Source organism: Paenibacillus amylolyticus, assembly GCF_001570725.1.
Taxonomy (GTDB): domain Bacteria; phylum Bacillota; class Bacilli; order Paenibacillales; family Paenibacillaceae; genus Paenibacillus; species Paenibacillus amylolyticus_A.
Map to the genome: position 1 here is coordinate 190,561 of NZ_BCNV01000001.1, position 24,348 is coordinate 214,908.

Consider the following 24,348-nt stretch of genomic DNA (forward strand, 5'->3'; position numbering starts at 1 on the left):
TGAGGTGGCATAGCAGATATGCAAAAGACCGGTATACTTGCTGCATTGAATATGAAGTCGTTTAATATCATTCTTTTTTCGCTGGTAGTTATCTTCGCAGCAATCTATCTTCCGCTAATCTCGGTTGTTGCACTCATATCTGTGATTCTGCTGGGCGTTTATATTAAACAGCCCAGCTGGATCTTTATGATTCTCATCGTAAGTTTTTCATTGTCTATTGATAAAATATTTAGTATTCACCTTGCAGGACTGGATTCGCTGTCCTTCTACAAGCTGGCGATCCTGGGCTTCGTCGTCTCTCTTTTTTTACGCTTTGGTATTCGCAAAGAGATGATCTATCCTGCACTGGCGATCGGTTTTTTATTTGTGGAGAGTTATTTTCTATCGGACCTGCCGAGTAAGGTTAGTCCAATAGATCCATTCAAGGCCTTTCTGGGCGTTATTGTTCCATTTTTGTTGCTGATGCCCCATTTTTCTCGAGAGATCAGCCAACGAATCATACGTGTACTTGCCTGGTTGCCGCTGTTCAGTCTTGCTGGTGGTTATATTCTGCAACTGGCCGGCATATTGTCCATTACTAACCTGGAGATGTCGGGCGTAACCCGATTACAGGGAGCGAACATCGCAGCGCATCTGGCGATGTTGTGTTTTATCTCGATCTGCGTCTGTCTGATTCAGATCAAGCAAGGCCATCAGGTTGTTCTGTATTACATGCTTACCTTGACACATCTGGTCATTCTGGTCCAAACGGGAACACGGGGGCCGCTTATTGCGCTGATTCCGATTATTCTGGTCTATCTTTTTGATCAACTGAAAGCCTTCATTAAAGGCAGAGTTAGTGCCATCATTCCTCTCATTCTGTTCGTTGTCGCTGTGGCCTATATGGTCATTGCGCAGTGGGACAATTATGAGATGAGGTCAGAGAGCAAGGGCTTGTCGGGAAGAGATGTAGCCTGGAATTATTTTATTGGCAAAGCGAATGAGTATCCGATATTTGGACGTGGGCTGGGCTCGACTCTCGTAGCCAATGATGGAAGTATCTTTTCTGGCTTCGTCGTTCCGCATAATGAATACATTCGTTTTTATTACGATGGCGGGTTAGTTGGAGCCATCCTGTTGTTTCTTTCACTGCTTCTGGTGTTCCGGGCCGTATACCTCCGATTGGGCGGCATGATCCGGTTGTATTTTGCCGGCATGATTATCGGTTTCCTGACGTATTCCTTTTTTGACAATACCCTGTCTACCGTTCATCTGATTGCTCCATTCTGTATCTTCCTGAATGCGTTATATGCTACGGGAAATGGAGTCCTTACCAAGTCAGGGATCGAAGCAAAAGTCGATGTACAGGTACAGCGAGCGAAGGACGTATCCTTTTCAAAGGAGATTAGAACATGAAGGTCTGTTTGATCAGTTCTACAGGCGGTCATTTTGATGAACTAACCAAAATTATTCCTGCAGTTGAAGAACATGATTATTTTCTGATTACGGAAAAGAACAAAAGCAGAAAAGTAGATTCGGCACAGGGCAAAGTATACTTCTTAATGCAGCAAGAGCGTAAGAATGCGATGTTTTTACTAATTTTTGTGGCTAATATTATCAAGTCGTTCTTTCTATATCTGCGTGAGCGCCCAAAGGTGATCATTACAACAGGGGCGGGAGCCACATATCCTTTTTGCCTCATCGGTAAAATCTTCGGTGCCAAGCTGATCTACATCGAAAGTTATGCCAAAATCTATTCCTCCAGCGCAACCGGGAGATTGATGTACAAAATCTCGGATGAGTTCTTCATCCAGTGGGAAACATTGCAGGATAGCTATCCCAATGCGAAGTACAGGGGGGCTTTATTTTGATATTTGCTATCGTTGGAACGCAGCGCTTTCCCTTCAATCGGATGTTCGAGCTTATTGACGAAGCGATTGACGCGGGCATTATTGTAGAAGAGGTTGTCGCCCAATCCGGATATACCGAGTATCAGCCGCGAAATTTCACTGTGATTCCTTTCCTCACGCAGGAAGAGATGAATGAATATGTGGAGAGAAGCAGATGCATTATTTCTCATGCAGGTGTCGGCTCCATCACGAATTCACTCGAACGTGGCAAGCCGGTTATCGTCATTCCACGCCGGAAAGAATGGGGCGAGCATGTGGATGACCATCAGCTTGAGATCTCCAAGGTTTTTCAGGAAAACGGCTATGTGGCCGTCGCGGAGAGTCAGGCTGAATTGCAAAAGCTGATTCCTTGCATAGAGCAGCAGACGTTTCAGCCATATGTGAGAAAACAGTCTGATCTGATCTCATCCATTAAAAATTACGTCAATAGTCTGTAAGTGCTCTAAAGATTAACCAAGAAAAAAGGAGTCTATCATGAAACCAAAAGTATTGGTTGTTGGATCATCCTTGAAGGATATGGGCGGAATTGTGAGTGTCATCAAAAACATTGAGGATTCTTCGATCTCTGAAATGTATGCCATGCAGCGGGTCGAAACGTACATCACGGGCAGCGTGTTCTCACGGCTGCTTATTTTTATACGGGGATTCATTCAATTCTGGATGAAGCTGTACACGTTCAAGCCGGATATTGTTCATATTCATATGGCAAACAACGGGAGCTTTTATCGGAAGTCTCTATTTCTGCTAACGGCTAGAAAGTTGTTTCGTAAGTCAGTCATTCTGCATATTCATGCGGCCAGCTTTGATGATTTCTACAATCAGTTCGCTCTGCAGCGCAAGTATTGTCACTACATTCTGAATCAGGCAGACAAGTTGATTGTCTTATCCCAGACGTGGAAAGAATACTTTGCTACGATTGTGCCGGAGACAGCCATTGAGGTTCTGTATAACGGTGTCTTTGTCAAAGAACCGTTTGCCAGAGAACAACAGGCAGCCGTTAATGCGCTCTTCATGGGCAGACTGGGTGAGCGAAAAGGAGTCTACGATCTGCTTCAGTCCATACAGCAATTGAAGGCGCTGGGCGTTACAGCTACCTTCAATCTGGCGGGGGATGGCGAAGTCGAAGAAGTCAAAGCGCTTGTACAGCAGTATGGAATAGAGGACAGTGTCAACGTACTCGGCTGGATTAACGGAGAGCAAAAGGAAAAGCTGATGCGGGAAGCGGATCTACTGGTCCTGCCTTCTTATCATGAGGGATTACCTATGGCCATACTTGAAGCAATGAATTGTGGCTTGCCCATTATATCGACCACCGTCGGAGGCATCCCCGAAGTGATTACAACGGGTCATAATGGGCTGTTAATCGAGCCGGGAGATGTGCACGGGCTAACATCAGCACTGGAATATCTCATCACGGATGAAGAGGTTAGAGCAAGAATGGGTTCACATAACAGAGCGATTATATCGGATAAATTCGATATGAATCTTCTCGTAGGCAGATTGTCAGGAATATATGATGCACTTCAAGTGAAGGTATCCTAGTGAACAGGAAAAGGTGATGAAATGAACCCCTTGGTATCTTGCATCATTACGACCCATAACCGGGCCGAGTTATTGAAAAATGCGTTAAGAAGTGTGCTTGAGCAAACACATCCGTATCTGGAGATTTTCATTGTGGATGATGGTTCAGAAGATCAGACGCCGGATATCTGTCAGGCTTGGACCCGGGAAGATTCACGGATTCGGTACATCCGGGTTCCGTTTCCCAAAGGAGCCAATCATGCACGGAATGTGGGGATATCCCATGCCAATGGCAAGTACATTGCATTTCTGGATGATGATGATGAATGGATGGCTGACAAAATTAAAACCCAGGCGGAAGTGCTGGAGCGCACACAGGAATCATTCACCTTTTGCAGCAAGTATCTTGCATACACGAACGAGCAGCAGCAGGTGGTCAAACGGAAATTGTCGGTGGAACCTCGCGATGTTGTTCGGTATGAGGATCTGCTTACATTCAACTGGATCGGGGAAACGTCTAAAATCATGGTACTTACCTCACTGGCGCGTGAAGTTCGATTCGATGAGAATCTGACATCCGCTCAGGATTACGACTTTTATCTGCGCATATTGAAGCGAGGCTATATCGCCGTGAATGTGAAAGAACCGCTGGTGGATATCAACATCCATAGTGGACCACGAATTTCAACCTCTACAACGGCCAAGTACAAGGGCCAACGCAAGATTATTTTGAAATACTACAACGATATGTCCAAGGAACAGAAGCGCCGTCAGTTACACCATTATCGAATGCTCGAATGGTCGAGAAATACGCTTCGCAATAACGTTTATTTGAGAAAAGCACTGTCGCTGTATCCCTGGTGGAAGGATTGGGTGCTGCTCAAGCGTAATACCAAGATCATGATGCAAGGATTTTTGATGAGATTCCATGCAAGACGCGCAGTTGGAACGTATACAGAGGAACCTGTGCGAATGAAACTAAAGTAAGAGGTGCCTGGATGGAGAATCCGACGGTGTATATGCTGCCGAAGATGATTGAGAACAATAAATTCAACGAGCTGTTATCCGATTCCATCGAGAACAAGGGATGGGAAGTGAAGCAGTTCACCAAAAAAGATCTAATTAAACTGAAAAAAAATGATGTGCTGCATTTTCATTGGCCCAGCTTCTATTACAGAGGTTCATCCGTGCTGGCAACAGTGATCAAATCCATTTTGTATGTATTGATGATCTGTTTTGCACGCTTGCGCGGGGCCAAATTGTTCTGGACGGTGCATAACATCTGGCCTCACAACACCGGCAAGACGCGGTTCGATTATTGGATGAGAAAAATTCTGGTCCGAAATTGCTCCAAGCTGATTGTCATGGGCAAACCCCTGATCTCCGAAATCTGTTCGACGTTCGGGATTGATTCCAGTCGAATCGAGGTTATTCCGCATGGACATTACAAGGGAGTGTATCAGGGGAAAGGCGTGAATATCCGTTCCCGGTTTGGCATCCCGGAGGATAGTTATGTATATGCGTTCTTCGGTCAGGTCTCGCCGTACAAGGGCGTGGATGATTTGCTGGAGGCATTCAAGGATCTGAACTCCGATCAAGCCCATCTGTTGATTGCCGGTAAAAAGGTGAAGGACTACGATCTCGGTGAAGAATTTCTCGAGAGCGGACATATTCATACCCATTTTCATTTTATTGAAGATGATGAATATTCGGACTATTTTGAAGCAGTGGATTCCATCATCCTTCCCTATAAACAGATTGCGACTTCAGGCAGCGCGATTCTGGCACTGACCTTTGGCAAACCGGTTGTAGCGCCAAGGATTGGTCTGCTGGAAGAATATCTGCCGGAAGATTGTGCAGTGCTCTACGAACCTTCCGATCCGGATGGATTGCTCAAGGCGATGAATATGATCCGGTTAAAGCAATCGGAGTTCCAGGAAGGCAGTGGTTTTGTCAAAGCGCTGGAGCGGCTGGACTGGCCAGTGATTGCCCAAAGGACACTCACCCTGTACTCCAGCTAGTACAGATGAGAGAGTGGACCTAATTCAAAAATATGGGGATGAAATGATGAAGGTAACCGTCGCAATCTGTACGTATAACCGTGCATATGATGCGGTAGAGGCCATACGAAGTGCAATACAACAGAATTACGCAAGCAGCGACTACGAGATCATACTTATTGATAACAATTCGAAAGACAACACGCGGGAAATCGTGCTTCAAACGATTTTGCAGCATGATAACCATTCAATCCGGTATGTGTTGGAAGAAAAGCAAGGCTTGTCGGTAGCCCGTAACCGGGCCATTCACGAGGCTCGCGGCGAATATATCCTGTTTCTTGACGATGATGCCTTTGCTTGCAGGGACTGGATTCGCCAGATCGTCAGCGTATTTGAGATGAGTGAGAGCATTGGGTGTGTCGGTGGCAAGATTGATCCGATCTGGGAAGTGCCAGAACCGATGTGGATTCCACCCGAGAACAGGTCACTGTTCACCATTCTGGATTTTGCAGATGAAGTCACTGAGATGAAAAGCCCCTATATTCCATTTGGTGCGAATGTAGCTTTTCGGTTATCGGTCTTCGATCAACTGGCTCCCTTTCGTGAGGACCTTGGCAGAGTGGGGAACAATCTTCTCTCCAGTGAAGAGAGTGAGTTAATTGCAAGAATACGCACGAAGTTCAAGGTATATTACACGCCGTATGGTGCTGTACAACATAAAGTAGCGAAAGAGCGAACGACGAAGAACTGGTTCCTGCGCCGAATCTATTGGCAGGGTGTGAGTGATGCCATTCGGGATCAGGATCGTGGTGTTGTGCGTACGGCCAAACATGGCATTAAGCTTGCGCAAGGGATTACAACGGCACTGATCTACATCTATAATACAGATCGGTTCACACGTCAGCTTGCCAAAGTATGTTACAGAAACGGCATGATCGTTGGGTCGCTTCGTCAAAACAGTAAGGGATGAGGATCGCTATGGCGCAAGTTGCACTTCGCAAAGTATTCAGAGGAAACGGCTTAATGAGTGCCATATTCCAGACAAGTGGAACCAATCTGCTAGTCATGACACTAACGATGCTGTCTTCCATTTTGACGTCACGCATGTTCGGCGTAGAGGGAAAGGGCGCATTCTCGGCCATTCTATTCTGGCCTGCACTATTAACCGGATTGGTCGGGTTCGGACTACCGACATCCATCATTTATAACATCAAACAGAGCGCAACTGAGAAGAGTGCGCAGTATGTTCGGTTAAGCTTTCTCTTTCAGGTTCCGGTATGCATCATCATCGGTATAGTTGCCTGGTTTGGATTACCCTTCTGGCTTTCCAGCTTTCCGCCAGAGGTAGTGCAGATATCCAGATGGTATACGATTGCTACCGTTCCTGTACTCATTGTCATCAATCTCATATCAGCCCTCTCGCAGAGTCGGGAGAAATTCGCTGTATATAATGGCATTCGGTTAATGATCCCCCTGTTTAATGTAGGCGGGCTTTTTGTGTTATGGGGCCTGGGCATGCTGAGCATTCAGCTCGCGGCTGCGATCTATTTTGTAACAAGCTTCTCCGTGGTGGCGTGGGCTATCTATGCCAACCGTAATGAGTTGAGACTGAGATGGTTCAAGGATCGTGTGGATCAGAGTTCGGCCAAGAAGCTTTTCGGTTATGGAAGCAAGGTGTATGGCGTTGAATTGTTAGGAACATTGTATACCCAGTTTGATAAAATCATTATTTTGGCTTTGCTCACCCCGCGTGATTTTGGACTGTATTCCGTCGTATTCGCGTTATCGAGAATCTACAATGCCGTTCAAACGGCGATCAGCAATGTTGTTTTTCCGAAAGTGACTGGATTGCCTCAAGAGCAGATTATTCGAACGGTTGGCAGAGCCTTCCGTATCTCGCTCATGGTCATGATGATCATTGTGATACCCACCATGTTTGTGGGGAACTACCTGATGGGTCTCCTATTTGGCTCCGAATTTCTGGAAGCGAGCGTCGCATTTTATATTTTGGCTGTGGAATGCATCATTGGTGGTGGCTCCTGGATTCTGGCTTCCGCATTCAATGCACTGGGTCGACCAGGGCTTGTGATGATCAGACAGCTCATTGCACTCTCGGTGACGGTGGCCTTGTTCTTCGTGTTCACCCCGCTATGGGGGCTTAACGGCATTGCAATTGCTTTGCTGATCGGGTCCATTGTACGAATGGTAGTTACTGTAGCCGCGATGAAGATTGTATTTAAGGTGAAGTTTGCCGCCATGTTCTATGACAAGGAAGATCTGCCGTTTCTCTATGAACGGTTAAACAAAAAAAGAAGAAGAGTCACCCAAGGAGGAGATGGAGATGCTGGGCACTAACAATATTCATCCAATGGAAGAGTTGAAGGGACATTTACGTCAGATTTTGAAGGTCATCCCACCGCGTACCGAAATCTATTATCTGGATTACCCGGTGCATAGCAATGGTGGCGACTTGTTGATTATGAAAGGTACTGAGGCTTTCTTCCGGGACAATGATATTCAAGTACGTGCCAGATACAGCATTCTGGATTGCCCTTTGTCTCTCAAGGTTCCGGAAGGCATTACGATTGTGTTGCACGGGGGAGGTAACTTTGGTGATCTATACCCTGCCCATCAGAAATTGAGAGAACGAATGATTGCCCAGCATCCGAATCACCGGATCGTCATTCTGCCACAGACGATGTTTTACAAGAGTGATATTGAATTGAAAAAGACAGCCCAAGTATTCAATCGTCATAAGGATGTGCACTTTTTTGTCAGAGATACATTATCTTATGAGATAGCCAGTAAAGAATTTCAACAAACCAATGTGTATCTATCACCGGATATGGCACATCAATTGTGGCCTTTGAAGTCCAAGAGCCAGCCTACTGCAGAGATGCTGTATTTCTTCCGTAAAGACATTGAGAAGACTCAGAATCAGGTGCATTACGAATCCGTCAGTGGACCCAAGGCCACGTTTAAAGACTGGGAAACATTGTACAACCGGGTCGACCGGAAGATCATTCGCATGATTACATCCCGGTTGAAGTCAGGGAAAGGTAGCTCTTTCGCTCGCTGGTTGTGGTACAAATACTCTGATCGGATGGTACATACGGCCATTAAGGAATTCAATAAATACCAAACCATCACCACATCCCGTCTGCATGGACATATTCTGGCTTGTCTCCTCGATCAACCGAACATTCTGCTGGATAATTCATATGGCAAGAACTCGAATTATTATGCAGCCTGGACGAAGAGCAATCCAGCAGGAAGACTCGAATCCAATCAGACCAGCACATATAACAAGCAAACCGAGACCGGCAAGGGAGCAAGTACGGTTGTTCTCTCGGATGGTGCAGCCCTATGAGAAGTATTCTGTTATCCGGCGGTTCTGGCAAGCGTCTCTGGCCGTTATCCAACGATTCTAGATCCAAGCAATTTCTTAAAGTGCTTCACGGGCCTGAGGGAAGTCCGGAATCTATGGTACAGCGAGTATGGCGACAGTTGAATCATGCCGGACTTGCATCAGAGGCACTGATCGCAACCAGTTTGCCACAGGTCGAGATTCTGACTTCTCAGCTGGGAGACGATGTGAGACTGGTCGTGGAGCCTGAGCGCAGAGATACGTTTCCTGCGATTGCGCTCGCAGCCTCTTATCTGTATTCCGTAGAGAGTGTGAGTCTGAATGAGACCATTGCAGTCTTGCCAGTCGATCCTTTTGTAGAAAAAGAATTCTTTGAGGTTATGGCAACCTTGCCGGAGATGCTGGATAAGTCTGGTGCTGATCTGGCCTTAATGGGGGTTGTGCCGACGTACCCGTCAGAGAAGTACGGATACATCATTCCGCAATCCCTGTCTTCCAGTGAAAATAACAATGAATACGTGAATGTAGCGAAGTTCCAGGAGAAACCCTGCGAATCCGATGCGGCCCTTATGATGGAGCAGGCCGCATTATGGAATTGCGGGGTTTTTGCTTTTAAGCTGGGTTATTTGATCAATCTGCTAATTGAGATGGAACTGCCGATCCAATATGACGAAATGCTGAAGCAATACGGAAGATTGAACAAGATCAGTTTTGATTACCAAGTGGTCGAGCGAGCCAATCAGATTATCGCCATTCCTTATAACGGCTTCTGGAAAGATCTAGGCACGTGGAACACACTCACGGAAGAGATGGGAACCTCGGTGGTAGGAAAAGGATGGATCACGGGAGATTCCCTGAATACTCACCTGGTCAATGAATTGAACATCCCGGTTGCGATATTGGGCTTGTCAGATGTGGTGGTAGCTGTGAGTCCGGATGGCATTCTGGTCAGTGACAAAGAGGCTAGCCCACGCATCAAGGAAATCTTGAAGAATGAGGATCAACGTCCCATGTACGAGGAGCGCAGATGGGGCTGCTACCGGGTGCTGGATTATACAAGAAACGAATCTGGCGGCGAAGTTCTCACCAAACGAATCTGCATTAGTGCCGGGAAAAACCTGAGTTATCAATATCATTTGCTTCGCAATGAGGTATGGACGGTTGTATCGGGAACAGGGGAATTAATTCTGGATGGGCAGAGCCGAATGATCGGGCAAGGAGACACGGTGGTCATTGATCGGAGTATGCTTCATTCGGTCAGAGCCGTTACGGAACTGGAGATCATCGAAGTGCAGATCGGCAGCCAACTGATTGAGGAAGATATCGTTAGAGTATCTACCGAATGGCAGGATATTGTTCAGACATATGTGAAGCACGCGTAACCAACACATTAGGACATGGGGGAGATTATGGAATGAATATTACGGTGATTGGCACAGGCTATGTGGGTTTGGTATCGGGCGTATGTTTTTCGGAACTGGGAAATAACGTGATCTGTGTCGACAACAATGTTGAAAAAGTGAATATGTTGACGGATGGTCACGTACCTATCTATGAACCGGGTCTCAAGGACATCATGAATGCCAATATGAAAGCGGGAAGGCTGTCCTTCACCACCAACATTCAGGATGCCATCAGTCGTTCGGATATTATTATCATCGCGGTCGGAACGCCGTCCCTGCCGAATGGCGAAGCGAATCTGAGTTTTATTGAGCTTGTCGCGCGAGAAATAGGTTCTTATATGGATAATTATAAAATAATAATGACTAAAAGCACTGTTCCTGTCGGAACGAATGACCGCATTCAGGAATGGATCAGTAGTTTGACGAGTCACCCGTTCGACATGGCATCGGTACCTGAGTTCCTGCGGGAAGGCACTGCTGTGCAGGACACACTGTATCCTGACCGGATAGTCATTGGGACACATAGCGATCGGGCAGTTGCCACGTTGAAAGAGCTGCATCAGCCATTAACCGATCAGATTATTGTTACGGATATTCGCTCGGCCGAAATGATTAAATATGCATCCAACGCTTTCCTGGCAACCAAGATCTCGTTTATCAACGAAATCTCTAACATCTGTGAAAAAGTAGGAGCAGATGTCAGCCGCGTTGCCGAAGGCATGGGCTATGACAGACGAATCGGTGCTTCCTTTCTCAAGGCAGGCATTGGTTACGGAGGTTCCTGTTTCCCTAAGGATACACAAGCTCTAATTCAAATTGCAGGTAATGTGGATTATGACTTCAAACTGCTGAAGTCCGTGGTGGAAGTGAACAAGGATCAACGCTTCAACGTCATTCGCAAACTGGAAGACGCACTTGGTTCACTCGAAGGGAAGGAGATTGCGATCTGGGGACTCGCCTTCAAGCCGGATACCGATGATGTTCGTGATGCTCCGGCGATTGAGATTATACAGCGTTTGCTTGAGCAAGGAGCAGTGATTCGGGCGTATGATCCTATCGCGACCGAGAACTTCCGCAAAGAGGTGGATTCCCCATCCATTACGTGGGAAGATCGTGCCATGAACGCGGCGGAAGGCGCTGATGCGCTTTGTGTCCTGACCGAGTGGAAAGAGTTCATGGAGGTTAATCTAACTGATTTGGCAGCGCATATGAATCAACCCATTCTCATTGATGGAAGAAACATCTACGGAGAAGAACAGATCAAAGACACATCCTTTCAATACTACTCCGTCGGTCGTCCGGGTCTAACCAATATCGATGGAAGAAAAACGGCAGTCATCTGACGGAGGCCATAACATGAGACGCGGGATCAAAATAACATTAGGTGCCATTTCCCTTGTTGCAGTTGTCATGATTGGATATTCGGTGTATCTGTATCTGCATGTCAAATCAGCGGCGGATCAAATGTATGAACCCCGGGAACCCATCAAGCAGGTATCCATTGTAGACCAGAGGGGCGGGGGCGATTTCCCCGTGGATATGGAGAATGAAGAACCTTTCAATGCTTTGATCCTGGGTGTAGATGAACGCTCCAATGATCGGGGGCGCTCCGACACCATGATTGTATTGAGTGTTAACCCTGCGAAACAATCCGTACTTATGTTCAACATCCCCCGGGATACCAGAACAAGTATTGTGGGACATGGCACGGAAGATAAGATCAACCATGCCTATGCCTTTGGTGGCGTTAACATGTCTGTGCAAACAGTGGAACAATTGCTCGATGTTCCCATACACTACTACATGAAAGTGAATATGGAGGGTTTTGCACAGGTCATCGACATGGTGGGTGGTGTGGATGTAAATAACCCGTTTGCTTTTGACTATGAGGGCTATCGGTTCGAGCAGGGGAATATCCATTTGGATGGCGCAGCAGCATTGGGATTTTCGCGAATGCGTTATGATGATCCGAAGGGAGATCTCGGACGCAATGACCGTCAGCGTGAGATTATCAAACAGGTGTTGAAAAATACAGTTCAGGTATCCAACGTGTTGCAACTGGAGACGTTGCTGGACGAAGTCAGTGCTCATGTGAGAACCGACGTTACCTTTGATGAAATGAAGCAGATGTTCTCCAATTACCGGCCGGTGCTGGATCATATCGAATCTGTTGAGATTCAAGGCACGGGCAAGAAAATAGACGGAGTGTATTACTATATCGTGGAACAATCGGAACGAGACAGGATACATCAGATGATTGAACAACATTTAAAATGATCAGATAGGGCGGTGAACCAGATGCGTATCTCCAGGCTATTGAAATTATCCCTGATTGTGCTACTAATGTATATGCTCATGATACCTGCAAGTACAAACGTTGTTCAATCAGCTCAAAGCTATCAATGGAAAAATATACCTATTGGTGGTGGGGGGTACGTTACGGGAGTGGTCATTCATCCGACTGAGCCTGATCTGGTTTACGCTCGAACTGACGTTGGAGGAGCCTACCGGTTGGATGCAGCTTCAGGAGATTGGATTCCACTACTTGATCATTTCGGAGATGAGGATAGCAATCTGTACGGCGTGGATGGCATTGCGCTGGATCAGCAAAACCCCAATGTCGTGTATATCGCGGCTGGGAAGTACGGCAATGTGGGACCAAGCGATATTCTGAAATCTACAGACCGAGGAGAAACCTGGATTCGAACCGGACTGAATCTTCGGAATGAATCAAATGGAAATATCCATCGAGCCATGGGTGAGAGCATCGCTGTTAATCCAACGAACTCCAATTACTTGCATGTCGGTACGCGATATGATGGATTGTACACCTCCAGTGACGGTGCAGCAACGTGGAGCAAGGTGTGGGATGTACCGAGCGGGCTGTCCGGTGAGGGTATACGGAGTGTAGCCTATGGATTAAATCCCGTAACGAAACAAGGCCAGGTTGTGTATGCAGGGGTTCGCGGCATTGGTGTGTATAGCAAAGCACCAAGAAGCAATGGGCAGACCACCTGGCAACTTACAGGGAGAAGTCCCGAATATCCTGCGCGTATGACTGTGGCAAAGAACGGAACGTTGTATGTTACCACTGATAATCAGGGCGTCTACAAGTTCAATGGTGTGCAGTGGACGAATATCACGCCAAGTTCCAGCTACTCGTCTTATTATGGGATCACGATCGATCCTCAAAACGATAATCATATCTTGGCAGCCGTTCGAACAGGCGGAGATAATCTGCCACTGTATCGTTCGGTCAATGGCGGACTGAGTTGGACAACAGTAAGCAAAACGCTGGTATCCAAACCATCCTGGTGGACACCCAACATGTTTTTCTCAGCGACATCCAGTATCAAGTTCGATCCACATAACCCGGGTACCGTATACGCTACAGACTGGTTTGGCGTGTACAAGACGGAAAATATCAATGGTACCAATGGATTGACTGGCAATACTGCGAGTACTTGGGAAGCCATTACCGATGGTCATGAAGAAGTGGTCGCACTCACGGCATCCACACCACCTCAGGGTGTTTCATTTTTTAGTGGTTTAACGGATCAGGTCGGATTTAGACATAACAATGTAGACGATGTTCCTCTTAATAAAATCCCGCTCGCAGGTATGCGAGAAATTGTGAGTATTGACTATCATGAGGCAAATCCGAATTACATGATATTTCTGGGAAGCAGTGACTGGTATGGTACGACCACACGCTTATTTGTCTCTTCCAATAACGGAGTTACAGTAACCCCGGTAAACGTTCCGGCAGGCTCTACACTGGGGCGGGTGGCCTATTCAGCCATCAATCCAAATGTAATTGTTTATTACCCCCAGACCGGTAATCCGGTCAGAAGCACGAACCGTGGCGCAACATGGCAAAATATGAATGGTGCCCCTTTTCAGGCTATTGGGGGGAATATGGTCTTCGCCTATAATCATCCACTGGCTGCCGATCGCATCAATGGATATAAATTTTATATGTATGCTGCCGGTTATCTGTATCGGTCTACGGATGCAGGAGCCAACTGGTCCAAAGCGAATACGGTTCGCCTTCCTATTAATACGGATATTAATACAAGCTTCATTAAAGTTGAGGCTGCACCTGGGGTGGCGAATAATGTATGGGTGAGTCTGGGAACTGATGGATTATATGCATCGACGAACTCGGGAAATACATTTTCCCAGATCCAGGGTGTGCAGAATTCCAAATTATTTGCCTTTGGTAAAGCGAAGCCAGGTAAATTAGTTCCAGCTGTCTATGTATATGGCACCGTAAATAACGTGAATGGATTCTTTCGTTCCGATGATATGGGGGCAACCTGGAACAATATAGGTCCTTTAGGTGCTGGAATTGGGCTGGGCAATGAACCGCAAATTATGGCGGCAGACCGGCAAATCTATGGTCGGGTATATGTAGGTACGAATGGCAGAGGCATGTATGTTGGTTCATTAGAATAAAGAAAGAGATATGAAAGTGGTGATGAATCATATGATGGAGGAGGGTTCAGGGCGCACGAGACAAAAGCATGTTCGAAGAACGTATGGATTTCTCATTGCTCTGCTGCTGATTGTGCTCTGGATTCTGGTCATCTGGTCCATGTCCACGCAATCCTCTCAGCAGCAGGACATTCAGCCTTGGCTGCATAAATGGTCCCAAAAATTGCAAATCGGTTTTACGCTACCAGATGTGCAATTCACCTACGGGGAGTATGAGTATTCGCTGAAACAGAGGCCGTACGATTTTGCAGAGTTCATCTTTCGCAAGAGTGCGCACTTATTTGTATACGCTGTGCTCGCCGTGCTTGTGTACGGCGGGCTGCGATACAGGAGGACATCCATCATAACCTGTATCGTGTCTGCTCTGGCTGTAGTGTGTATCATCGCCTCCATTGATGAGTATATTCAGCAGTTCAGCCCAGACCGGACAAGCTCGATACGTGATGTTGGAGTGGACTTGCTCGGTGGCTGCTGTGGGATTGCTATATATGCCGGGCTTCAGTTTCTGATCCGCAGGATCAGAAAGAGAAAGCATACTCCCATTCAAAGCGAGTGATTTCCCAGGAAATTAGATGCATCGTTCAGCTTCTACTTGTCTACCATCCATCATAAATATGGATGGAGGACAAGGAGGACTGGACATGCTGCGAAGAAGGAACAGGAATGCTTTGCTCAAGAAGATCGGGTTCATAGCGATCATACTGATATTGCTATGGTTGATCGGTAGAACCATTCCGTATTTGTTTCGGGCAGATACACCGGATGAAGCTGCGGCTGTTGCCGAAGAGTTCTACAAATATGAGCAGACGGGTGACTTCGGCAGTTCGTGGGAACTGTTTCATCCCTTGATGAAAGAGCGGTTTCCAAAGAGTGCTTACGTACAGAATAGAGCACATATATTCATGCAGCATTTTGGTGTGGATACCTTTGAGCTGGAGATGGAGAAGCCGGAGCGCGAGTTCGATGTAACAGTGGTGGATGGTGTGAAGCCATTCTCAGAAGCCTACAAAATCAGAGTTACTCAGAAGTACTCAGGTACCTTTGGACAATTCGATATTGTGCAGACCTGTTATCTGGTAGAGGATGGAGATGAGTGGACCTTACTCTGGTATTATCCGAATGAGAAGAATGAGGGGGCCTCGCAGGATAACAACAGTGAATAATTAAGCATCATTGTCAAAAAGACTGAAATTAAGTCATAATGATATTCACCCATACGTTGCACCGAATTGTATCATTTACCTAACACGAAGCTCCATAAATGCGAGACTTTTGTCGCATTTATGGAGCTTTTTTTGTATTTTACCTGTTTTTATGGCTGTAAAGCCTTGACATTAGTCCCGGTGTCAAGTAAATTACGAGATAGATACAAAATGTATCAATTTTCAGCGTCTAACGACAAATAACAGGGACTTCTAAGCTCCTTGTGAGGGGAAGGAATATCATTGATCGAAACGGGCCGCTTTTACTGTGTCAGTTGTGGGATGATTGTGTCGGTCGCTAGAAGCTCTGTCGAAATGAAGGAAGAGGGCTATGGAGGCAATCACGTATTTCGCACCGGATTTTACCGGAGTGAAATGCCGCTTGGATGCTGTGAAGCGTGTGTAGTTGAAGTGAAACGTCAGGGGAAATCCCAGTTTGCGGGACAATATACTAAAGATTATGATACACTATGTGCATATGAGAAACGGGCATGAGCTATGTGCTCGTCCATGAAGGAGGGGATTGAATGCAGCAGGAGCCGGTCGTCCGGATTCAGGGCGTCAGCAAGATCATATCCTCCCGATCATTGGTCAGCGACCTGACTCTGGATATTTCTCCGGGGCAGGTTTTTGGTTTTTTAGGACCTAATGGCGCGGGAAAAACAACGACGATTCGAATGATGGTTGGACTGATGTCCATCAGTAAAGGTGATATTTTCATCTCGGGACACAGTGTGAAGAATGAGTTTGAGCAGGCGGTAGCGCAGGTCGGAGCCATTGTGGAAAATCCGGAGATGTACAAGTTTCTGACTGGATACCAGAATCTCGTTCACTTTGCCCGCATGTCGCCAGGAGTTACGAAAGAACGTATTGCAGAAACGATTGAGCGTGTGGGGCTTACAGCCCGTATCCACGATAAAGTCAAGACCTACTCACTGGGTATGCGCCAGCGTCTGGGTGTCGCGCAAGCGATATTACATAAACCGAAGCTGCTTGTACTGGATGAGCCGACCAATGGTCTGGACCCACAGGGCATACGTGAACTGAGAGATTATTTGCGTCAGCTCACCCAGGAGGAAGGCATCACGGTCTTCGTATCCAGCCATTTGCTGTCGGAGATGGAACTGATGTGTGATACCGTAGCCATCATCCAGAATGGCAAGTTGATTGATGTAAGAAACCTTCGGGCTGAAGCAGGTTCGGATGCATTAATTGAAGTTGCTTTTGAGCTGAATGATGCAGACCGCGCTGCGGATCTGATTCAGGGTGCTACTGTACAGGGCAATGTCTTGGTGGCACGGGTGTCTCGCGAGCAGATTCCGGATATCAATGCCAAGCTGGTTAGCGAAGGGTTTCAGGTATATGGTATTCGTAACGTGACTCATACCCTGGAAGAACAATTCTTGCAAGTTACTGGGGGTGGAGGCATTGGGTAGTTTCGGTAATCTGATATTGAATGAAAATATGAAAATATTCCGTCGTCCCCGTACCTGGATCATGTTATCGATTCTGGCGCTGATCTCGCTGTTAATGCCAGTGTTACTGCGAGAAGGCATGGGGTCCAATGAAGTTTTGTACTGGGAAGCGGCTGTGACGACCATCCAGATTACGTTTTTCTTGAACACGATCTTCTGTGTTGTGATTGCAGCGGAATCGGTCGCAGGTGAATTTACTTGGGGAACCATTAAGCTATTGCTGATCCGTCCATGGTCACGAAGCAAAGTTCTCGCTTCCAAATACCTGACCGTCATTGGTTTCAGTATTGTCAGTACATTGCTGGTCATCGCGATGGCCATGCTAATGTCGTATATCCTTTTCTCGCATGATGCTCCGGGAGGAAGCAGTAGTCCGGCTACGAATGCGCTGACGCTATGGGGATATCTGTACGTCGATCTGTTCATTACGCTTGCGATTGCCTTCATGGTGTCCTCCGTATTTAGATCAGGCGCACTTGCGATTGGATTATCCCTGTTCATTATGTTCTCACAAAGTATCTTCTCACTCATATTCAATCCGGACCGTTATGAGTGGGCCAAGTATGTTTTATTTAACAACATGGATCTTAGCAAATACATGACTTCCGGGGCGGAGTTTGCGCTTATGGGTGGTCCGAGTGCTGGAATGACACTGGGTTTCTCCATTGCAGTCCTGGCAGTGTATTATGTTATTTTCATGGTGATTTCCTGGGTTGTATTCAGCAAAAGAGATGTGGCAGGCTAACGCCTGCTTCTTTTTTTTGCCCTAATGCTGTTTTGGGAGAAAAAAAGTGTATATTCAGCATCGGCTGTGGCATGACTGTCATTTAAGGGTACTTAGTATCATGAGTAAATGACTAGATATACATATCAACGCCGCAGTCACTTTGGCAACGCAGCGCATGGAGGGATCACGTTTCTTGATAAACAACAAGTTCTACCGCATCTGCACAGCGATTATTCTGCTGCTGCTCATCGTGTATCTGGGGGATAAAGTGAACTTTATTTTCAGCCCCCTGACCTCACTGATTCACATCATCATCATTCCGCTGCTGATTGCTGGTTTTTTCTATTATCTGTTGCGCCCGCTCGTCGATTATATGGAAAGACATAAGATCAAGCGTGCATTGTCAGTTCTGATTATTTATGTCGTGACTGCATTAATACTTGCTGGTTTCAGTGTGCTGGTCTGGCCTTCATTGAGAGAGCAACTGATGAATTTTGTGGAGAATGCTCCAGCGTTGGTTACTTCGCTCAGCGATCAGTTGAATGCACTTGAAAAGAGTAATTTTGTTTCCAGATATCTGCCTGATGATTCCAATCTATTCTCGCGACTTTCCGATATTCTGAGCCAAGGGATCACTCAGGTAACCGATTATGTCTCCGGGTTATTCTCTGTGGTATCCAATCTGGTTATTATTCTGGCAACGTTCCCGATTATGTTGTATTACATGCTTAAGGAAGGCAGTAAATTTGGAACGAATCTCACCCTGTTGTTGCCGAGACATTATCGGAAGGATGGGGAAGAAACCGTCCATGAGATCGATGAAGCACTAAGCAATTATATTGTTGGTCGGGTTATCGTTAATGTAGCATTGGGGATTCTGATGTACATCGGTTTTCTCATCTTAGGTTTACCTTATGCGTTGCTACTAACTGTGGTATCGATTATTCTGAATTTTATCCCTTATGTGGGGGCTTTGCTGGCGGCTATCCCGGTCGTCATTGTCGCGTTTATCGAATCACCTTCGATGGCGATCTGGTCACTGGTTATTATTGTGATCGCACAGCAAATTCAGGATAACCTGATCTCACCTTACGTCTACGGCAAGCAGCTTGATATTCATCCACTGACTACCGTTATTCTTTTGCTCGTAGGTGCCGATCTGGGAAATATTCTGGGTATGATCATCGTTATTCCGCTATATATGATCCTGAAAATTATAGTTCGCAGAATCCATTACCGGATTGTTGAAGATAAGACTGAAACTTAAATGAAATTGAAATATAACGCTATCATGTGCCACTACTAATGTTTGCTCTTGAATCACATCGATAAGCTAAACAGGATAAGCCGCATATTCATGGTGAAGGGTCAGGTAACTGCCCTCGCGATGGATATGCGTTTTTTTTTTATTTTCAACCTTATTGCTCACTTATGTTATACCTGTTATACTTGATATATAACAGATAACAAAAAGAAGGTGAACCCTTGATTATTCAACTGGATATGCAATCCGAACTTCCCATCTATTCGCAACTTGTATATCAAATTATCGAAGGCATTGCTAGTGGTGAGTTACAGCTAGGTGAGGCGCTACCTTCGGTTCGGAATTTGGCAGCAGATATTGGTGTTAACCTTCACACGGTCAACAAGGCGTATACACTACTCAAGCAAGATGGATACATTCTTGTACATAGACAAAGGGGAGTTGTGGTAAACCCTGATGGAATGCCTGAATTAACGGATGATTTTTTGAAAAAGCAGCAAAGCGAATTAAGACCGATTATTGCCGAAGCGATATGTCGTGGAATGACCAAAGAGGAGCTAACTGCGGTATTAGACCAAATGTATGATGATGTAAAGATGGGTCACAACAGAGAATAAAGGGAGTGTGTTATGTATGCAACTATTTAGTATATTACCTATCATCTTAATCTTTGCTCCATTAGCCTTACTTCTATCCTTTACACCTTATTTGACAAGGGAAACCATTAGCTTTGGGGTTACGGTAAGTGAATATAATTACCACACACCCATCTTACGTAAGCTACGCAGTACGTTTGCTACAGTAAGTCTGATCGGAAACGGGATGGTTATCCTTGTCTGTCTGTATTTACTTCGATCTGCTAATGAAGAGTCAACCGCAATGATCACCGGTATCTGCACAATGATATTCATTGTGTACTGGTCAGCACTACACATCTTATTTCATTTCAAGATGAAGAAGATAAAAGGAACACTTACAACTGTAGACGCACCTCAACGCGTTAAAATCGATACCGCCTTCCGCCAAAATAAGCTCACCTATTCCAACTATTGGTTTCTCATTCATATTGCTATTATTGTAGCCATTGGGATCATTTCGATCCTGAATTATAAGGCATTACCTAACGTCATTCCAATGAAATATGATTTTCAGGGCAATGTCACTTCCAGTGTGCCTAAAACCTACCTCTCGGTACTGGCTATTAATCTGGTGCAGCTAGGCATCATTGCACTTATGATGCTGGTGAACTGGAGTATCAAAACAAGCAAACAACAGCTTACTACGTCTAATCCGGCCAAATTTGCTGCTGATAATATTCAATTCCGCCGTAAATGGTCCCTATTTACGATCATAACGGGGTTACTTCTTACCATTTTATTTGCCTTCATTCAGATCAATATGTTCGTCCCTAATCTGGTCTTGTTAACTGCTATTAGCCTTATCATTCCTATATTGATCGTGTTAGGCGCTGTATTACTGTCTCTTACAGGCAGACAAGGCGGTGGGAAGATTCGGAATCATCAGGAAGATCGCGAACGTTCCAAGGAGCAGCCTGTGAATGACGATGATTATTGGAAATTTGGTTTCATTTACTTCAATGCCAATGATCCTTCTTTTACGGTAGAAAAACGTTATGGAATAGGCTGGACCATCAACTTCGCTCGTCCGCTGTCTTGGGTCCTGTTGTTATTCATCATTGCTATTGTTGTTATAAGTATAATCCTGAGCCAATAAATGCTCATAGATCTATGCATATCATAAAAAGAATTAGGAGGATTTATTATGATGAACCATTGGAAAAAGCTATTACTTTCTCTTAGTTTCGTATGTCTCATCCTGCCGGTGACAGCCATCTCGGCAGCTGCTGAGAAACCCGCTGGTAGTGAAAATCTAGTTCCTATTCGTGAGATTGCAGAAAAGAATGGGGCAGAGGTATCGTGGCAGAAAAAATCAGGTGAAATTACAATACGAAAAAATGAGCTTACGATTGTAGTTAAGATAGGAGAGAAAAAGGCGATTGTGAACGGGCAAGTCATAGCCTTAAACAATCCTGTTCAGTTAACGAAAGGAGTTACCTTTATGGATGGGGAATTTCTTACGGAGACGCTGAAGGCAGCACCTGAGGACATATTCATTTCACTTATAAGTGAGGGTGATGGCATGGAGGCTGCCAAGTATGTTCATACCTCAGTGAGTGGCGTGTTGTCACCTACGTTGTTGAGTCAGCTATGGGGAGCTTTAGAAGGACAAAATGGCAAAATTACAAGTAAAGCCATAGCTAAACACGTAGAAAATAACACAGTGCATCGCAATGTCACTTACACTTTTAAGACAGCGCTTACTCGTTTAAATATTACAGTCAGAATGAATGATAACGAACTTGTGGATGACTTGTATATTGCTGCCGCTACACCAGATGTTTATCAAAAACCAAGCTATGACGATCCATCTGCTTATACAGAGCAAGATATTACCGTTGGTCAGGGTGATTTGGCTTTGCCAGGGACATTAACTTTGCCCAAGGGAGAGGGGCCTTTCCCGGTTGTCATTCTGGTACACGGATCTGGGCCTAGCAATCAAGATGCTGCCATTGGTGGTGCAAAGCCATTTCGCGATCTTGCGGTAGGTTTAGCTTCACAAGGAGTTGCTGTATTAAGATACGATAAGGTCACATATGAGCATACCTATAAGGTCGCTTCTCAGCCCAAATTTACATTAAAACAAGAGAGCGTAGATCAGGTAACCGATGCAGTGGAATTGCTTAAAAAGAATACACATATTGATTCTACAGCGATTTTTGTAGCTGGACATAGTCAAGGCGGGTTTGCATTACCGTTAATCCTTGCTGAGGATAAACAACATGATATTGCAGGAAGTATTCTACTTGCTGCACCAAGTAGTAGCTTTGTGGATGTGCTTACCGAGCAGCAGGACGAATTGGTCGATCGGATGAAGCAGCTTGGTTTAGACACGGAGATCATTCAAGGGCAGGCTGATTTTTATAAAAATGCTGCTGCGATCGTTAAAGATCCTAAATATTCTAAAGATCATCTTCCTGAAGCGTTTCCACTTCAACCTGCTTATTGGTGGTTTGAGCAGAAAGATTATGTACCTGCGGAACTGGCTAAAACACAAAATATCCCCATGCTTATTATACAGGGTGAAAATGATGTGCAAGTGTCTATGAATCAATTCGAAAACTGGAAATCGGCTCTTCAAGGTCATTCCAATGTAACGTACAACAGCTATCCAAAGGTAAATCATCTGTTATCCAGCTATGATGGACTTTCGATTGGTCAAGAGTACGCTGAGCCATCTAATGTCTCCAAAGTCATTATCGATGATATCGCGAAGTGGGTATTAAAAGTTGAGTGATGACATGTAGAAGTGACATATTGAGCGAGAAATAATAAGAAGAGCACTTACCAATATAGGCAAGTGCTCTTCTTATTGTATATAAAGTTGCTTTATTTTGCTAAATTAGGAGACTCTTTTTCGTCTTCATCGGTGTAATCAGACATGGTCAGTGGTTCCTTGGGAACAACGGCCACTTTGTAGAAGCGATTCTTATCTTTTTCCAGCAAAACAAAGATTAGATTCTCGAACTCATATTCTTCCTGTTCGTTCATCTCGGGACGATGGCTGTAGAGCCATCCACCAATGGTGTCCCATTCATCTGCATCCAGGCTGGACATAAACATGTCGTTCACCTTCGATAAGGAAACCTTACCATCCATAATGACATAGTTCTCATTGATGACTTGGATATCTTCCACTTCGTCTGCGTCGAACTCGTCGCGGATCTCACCAACAATCTGCTCAAGCACATCCTCAATGGTTACAATTCCGGAAGTTCCGCCATATTCGTCGACAAGTACGGCGATATGTACGCCATCCTTCTGCATTTTCTTGAGCAAGTCCTTCACAGGAGTTGTTTCGTGAACAGCCGATACAGGCTGAATTAGGGAGGACAGATCGACAGGTTCATCGTTTCCGTAAAGCTCCAGGAAGAATTGCTTTGTATTAATGATTCCGATGATATCGTCTTTACTCTCATTGACTACTGGAAAACGGGTATATTGTTCTTCACGAATGATCTCCAGGTTTTCCTCGTTCGTTCTATTCACATAAAGGCAGACCATATCGGTCCGGGGTACCATGATTTCTTTGGCTAACATCTCATCAAAAGCAAAGATCCGGCTTACATAACCGAACTCGGCTTGGTTGATTTTACCACTTTCAAAGCTTTCATTAATAATGATCTGCAACTCTTCTTCGGAGTGTGCATCTTCATGTTCAGAAGCAGGTTTGATTCCGAACAGTTTCACCAGTTGGTTCGCTGAGCCGTTTAACAGCCAGATAAAAGGATACATAATTCGGTTAAACCAGATGATAGGTGTAGACGTCAGCAGTGCGACAGTCTCGGCTTTCCGGATTGCAATCGTTTTTGGAGCGAGTTCACCAACCACAACATGCAGATACGTGATGGAAGCAAACGCGATAACAAATGATAAGAATGAAGAAACCGCCTCAGGAATTTGCATGCTTTCGAACACAGGGTGGAGAATCTTCTCTACCGTTGGTTCACCCAGCCAGCCCAGTCCCAGAGATGTGATCGTGATTCCAAGCTGGCAGGCGGACAAATATCCGTCCAGATTGGCAACGGCCTGTTTAACAGCCAGCGCACGCTTGTTTCCTTCTGCAATCATTTGATCGATCCGGCTCGGACGAACCCGTACCAGCGCGAACTCCACTGCAACAAAAAACGCCGAAAGTCCTATCAACAACGCAACCAATACTAAATTTAACGCATACCTCTCACTTTCCATTCACTGCTCTTCTCCTTTAGGTAATAAGTTTTTAACGAGTATTATATCTAATTTTACGTAAGAAGACCACCTTATCATGAAGAAAAGAGGAAGAGTCTGGAAGGGAAACGGAGCAGATTGGCGTCACAATGCGGTTCTGCTTCATGATAAATCTGATATGTAGAAGGTAACACA

At 45.5% G+C, this 24,348-nt stretch carries 23 protein-coding genes; 22 read left to right on the forward strand and 1 reads right to left on the reverse strand.

The genetic code is table 11. The features are described from left to right. Positions 1-18: 18 nt before the first annotated feature. The 22 genes from PAHA3_RS00785 (at position 19) to PAHA3_RS00890 (ending at position 22,720) form a co-directional block, all read left to right on the forward strand. Positions 19-1,395 (forward strand): O-antigen ligase family protein, encoded by a 1,377-nt coding sequence (locus tag PAHA3_RS00785; RefSeq protein WP_062833040.1) that lies wholly within the window; start codon positions 19-21, stop codon positions 1,393-1,395. Then, positions 1,392-1,850: a PssD/Cps14F family polysaccharide biosynthesis glycosyltransferase gene (gene pssD, locus PAHA3_RS00790; RefSeq protein WP_036611329.1), complete on the forward strand. Its 459-nt coding sequence runs from the start codon at positions 1,392-1,394 to the stop codon at positions 1,848-1,850. Before PAHA3_RS00785 ends, pssD begins: the two co-directional genes overlap by 4 nt. Then, a complete protein-coding gene (pssE, locus tag PAHA3_RS00795; protein ID WP_062833041.1) occupies positions 1,847-2,326 on the forward strand; it encodes a PssE/Cps14G family polysaccharide biosynthesis glycosyltransferase in 480 nt (159 codons plus the stop codon). Before pssD ends, pssE begins: the two co-directional genes overlap by 4 nt. Before the next feature lie 37 nt (positions 2,327-2,363). Continuing rightward, on the forward strand, positions 2,364-3,431 hold the full coding sequence (locus PAHA3_RS00800; RefSeq protein ID WP_062833042.1) for a glycosyltransferase family 4 protein: 1,068 nt from the start codon (positions 2,364-2,366) through the stop codon (positions 3,429-3,431). A 21-nt stretch (positions 3,432-3,452) separates the two neighbouring features. Continuing rightward, positions 3,453-4,397: a glycosyltransferase family 2 protein gene (locus PAHA3_RS00805; protein ID WP_062833043.1), complete on the forward strand. Its 945-nt coding sequence runs from the start codon at positions 3,453-3,455 to the stop codon at positions 4,395-4,397. Positions 4,398-4,408: 11 nt separating this feature from the next. After that, on the forward strand, positions 4,409-5,431 hold the full coding sequence (locus tag PAHA3_RS00810; RefSeq protein ID WP_062833044.1) for a glycosyltransferase: 1,023 nt from the start codon (positions 4,409-4,411) through the stop codon (positions 5,429-5,431). 46 nt (positions 5,432-5,477) lie between these two features. Then, entirely contained in the window at positions 5,478-6,380 is a 903-nt protein-coding gene (locus tag PAHA3_RS00815; protein WP_062833045.1) for a glycosyltransferase, read from the forward strand. A gap of 8 nt (positions 6,381-6,388) precedes the next feature. Continuing rightward, a complete protein-coding gene (locus PAHA3_RS00820; RefSeq protein ID WP_062833046.1) occupies positions 6,389-7,765 on the forward strand; it encodes a lipopolysaccharide biosynthesis protein in 1,377 nt (458 codons plus the stop codon). Continuing rightward, positions 7,752-8,780 (forward strand): polysaccharide pyruvyl transferase family protein, encoded by a 1,029-nt coding sequence (locus PAHA3_RS00825; protein WP_062833047.1) that lies wholly within the window; start codon positions 7,752-7,754, stop codon positions 8,778-8,780. Before PAHA3_RS00820 ends, PAHA3_RS00825 begins: the two co-directional genes overlap by 14 nt. Further along, positions 8,777-10,159 (forward strand): sugar phosphate nucleotidyltransferase, encoded by a 1,383-nt coding sequence (locus PAHA3_RS00830; RefSeq protein ID WP_062833048.1) that lies wholly within the window; start codon positions 8,777-8,779, stop codon positions 10,157-10,159. Before PAHA3_RS00825 ends, PAHA3_RS00830 begins: the two co-directional genes overlap by 4 nt. 32 nt (positions 10,160-10,191) lie before the next feature. Next, positions 10,192-11,523 carry a UDP-glucose dehydrogenase family protein gene (locus PAHA3_RS00835; RefSeq protein ID WP_062833049.1) on the forward strand — a complete coding sequence of 444 codons (1,332 nt, stop codon included), beginning with the start codon at positions 10,192-10,194 and terminating at the stop codon, positions 11,521-11,523. A 13-nt stretch (positions 11,524-11,536) separates the two neighbouring features. Next, on the forward strand, positions 11,537-12,457 hold the full coding sequence (locus PAHA3_RS00840; protein WP_062833050.1) for an LCP family glycopolymer transferase: 921 nt from the start codon (positions 11,537-11,539) through the stop codon (positions 12,455-12,457). A gap of 12 nt (positions 12,458-12,469) precedes the next feature. Next, a complete protein-coding gene (locus PAHA3_RS00845; protein WP_167350833.1) occupies positions 12,470-14,638 on the forward strand; it encodes a WD40/YVTN/BNR-like repeat-containing protein in 2,169 nt (722 codons plus the stop codon). A 31-nt stretch (positions 14,639-14,669) separates the two neighbouring features. Then, positions 14,670-15,233 (forward strand): VanZ family protein, encoded by a 564-nt coding sequence (locus PAHA3_RS00850; protein WP_167350834.1) that lies wholly within the window; start codon positions 14,670-14,672, stop codon positions 15,231-15,233. An 85-nt stretch (positions 15,234-15,318) separates the two neighbouring features. Then, positions 15,319-15,840, forward strand: a complete 522-nt coding sequence (locus tag PAHA3_RS00855; RefSeq protein ID WP_062833053.1) for a hypothetical protein — start codon at positions 15,319-15,321, stop codon at positions 15,838-15,840. A 282-nt stretch (positions 15,841-16,122) separates the two neighbouring features. Continuing rightward, on the forward strand, positions 16,123-16,374 hold the full coding sequence (locus PAHA3_RS00860) for a hypothetical protein (RefSeq protein ID WP_139331896.1): 252 nt from the start codon (positions 16,123-16,125) through the stop codon (positions 16,372-16,374). A 32-nt stretch (positions 16,375-16,406) separates the two neighbouring features. Continuing rightward, positions 16,407-17,315, forward strand: coding sequence for an ABC transporter ATP-binding protein (locus tag PAHA3_RS00865; protein ID WP_062833055.1), 909 nt, complete (start codon positions 16,407-16,409; stop codon positions 17,313-17,315). Further along, a complete protein-coding gene (locus PAHA3_RS00870; protein ID WP_082762677.1) occupies positions 17,308-18,099 on the forward strand; it encodes an ABC transporter permease in 792 nt (263 codons plus the stop codon). The genes PAHA3_RS00865 and PAHA3_RS00870 overlap by 8 nt, the downstream gene beginning before the upstream one ends. Before the next feature lie 175 nt (positions 18,100-18,274). Continuing rightward, complete coding sequence (locus PAHA3_RS00875; RefSeq protein WP_082762678.1) at positions 18,275-19,348, forward strand: AI-2E family transporter; 1,074 nt, start codon at positions 18,275-18,277, stop codon at positions 19,346-19,348. Between the two features lie 218 nt (positions 19,349-19,566). Beyond that, entirely contained in the window at positions 19,567-19,962 is a 396-nt protein-coding gene (locus tag PAHA3_RS00880; RefSeq protein WP_062833057.1) for a GntR family transcriptional regulator, read from the forward strand. 334 nt (positions 19,963-20,296) lie between these two features. After that, positions 20,297-21,079: a DUF1648 domain-containing protein gene (locus tag PAHA3_RS00885; protein ID WP_167350835.1), complete on the forward strand. Its 783-nt coding sequence runs from the start codon at positions 20,297-20,299 to the stop codon at positions 21,077-21,079. 48 nt (positions 21,080-21,127) lie between these two features. Next, the gene (locus PAHA3_RS00890) at positions 21,128-22,720 is read left to right on the forward strand and encodes an alpha/beta hydrolase family protein (RefSeq protein WP_235599345.1); all 1,593 of its coding nucleotides are present in this window, start codon (positions 21,128-21,130) and stop codon (positions 22,718-22,720) included. A gap of 92 nt (positions 22,721-22,812) precedes the next feature. Here PAHA3_RS00890 and PAHA3_RS00895 read toward each other — a convergent pair whose 3' ends face one another. Further along, positions 22,813-24,174, reverse strand: coding sequence for a hemolysin family protein (locus PAHA3_RS00895; RefSeq protein ID WP_062833059.1), 1,362 nt, complete (start codon positions 24,172-24,174; stop codon positions 22,813-22,815). Positions 24,175-24,348: the final 174 nt, after the last annotated feature.